Raw genomic sequence first — 1214 nt, forward strand, 5'->3', positions numbered from 1 at the left:
GTGTTTTTCCGCCTGGGTTACGCCGCTGCCGCATCAGGTATTGGCTTGTTGAAGTAGGCCTGATCGGGGGTTCTCCCGTCAAGCGATGAGTGCGGTCGACGGCTGTTGTAGAAGCCCAGGTATCGGCCGATCCCGACCCGGGCTTCGGCCACGCTGGCATAGGCCCGCAGGTAGACTTCCTCGTATTTGATAGTCCGCCACAGACGCTCGACGAAGACGTTGTCGCGCCAAGCTCCCTTGCCATCCATGCTGATCTTGATTTTGCGGGCGGCCAGCACCTTGATGAAGCCGGTGGACGTGAACTGGCTGCCCTGATCCGTGTTGAAGAGCTCGGGTGCGCCGTGTCGCGCCAGTGCTTCCTCGACAGCCTCAATGCAAAAATCCGCCTCCAGCGTGATCGACACCCGCCATGCCAGGACACGCCGTGTGAACCAGTCCAGCACGGCGGCCAGATAGATGTACCCGCGGGCCATGGGGATGTAGGTGATATCCATCGCCCAGACCTGGTTGGGGCGGGTGATGGGCAGCTTTCTCAGAAGATAGGGTAGATCTTGTGCCCCGGCGCCGGTTTCGAGGTGTTGGGCTTGCGATAGAGCGCCTCGATACCCACCCGCTTCATCAGGGTCGCGACATGCAGGCGCCCGACCTTGAACCCTTCCTGGACCAGCAGCCCCTGCAACATCCGGCTGCCCGCGAACGGGAATTCCATGTGCAGCTTGTCGATCCGGTGCATCAGCTTCAGGTTCGTGTCCAAGACCGGGCGGGGCTTGTAATACACGCTGCCCCGGCTGATCCCAAGTACGGTGGCCTGGCGACTGACGCTCAGCTTCGCGGTGGGATCGATCATTTTCTTGCGCTCGGCAACAGACCCGCCTTGCCGAGCGCGCCGGACAAAAAATCATTCTCCAGCGTCAGCTCTCCGATCTTCGCGTGCAGCGTCTTCACGTCGATGGTCGTTTCCGGATCGCTCTTCGGCGCCTCCCCAAACACCCCGGTCGTGCCTTCAAGGAGCTGATCGCGCCACTGCTTGATCTGGTTTGGATGCACGTCGAAATCCTGCGCCAGCTCTATCAGGGTCTTCTCGCCCTTGATCGCGGCCACTGCCACTTTCGCCTTGAATGCCGGGCTGTGGTTCCGGCGCGGTCGTCTTGTCATGGTCTTCTCCTCGCTCGCAGCATCATGCTGCTGTTGCGCGGAAAATCCACTTATCCCGG

1 pseudogene is annotated in these 1214 nt (G+C 61.0%); it reads right to left on the reverse strand.

Annotation, left to right across the window (positions count from 1 at the left end):
- Positions 1 to 17 precede the first annotated feature (17 nt).
- Positions 18 to 1155: pseudogene (locus tag MB818_RS21895) on the reverse strand (IS3 family transposase).
- Between the last annotated feature and the right edge of the window lie 59 nt (positions 1156 to 1214).

It is taken from the genome of Ruegeria alba, from assembly GCF_022321465.1.
Lineage (GTDB): Bacteria > Pseudomonadota > Alphaproteobacteria > Rhodobacterales > Rhodobacteraceae > Ruegeria_B > Ruegeria_B alba.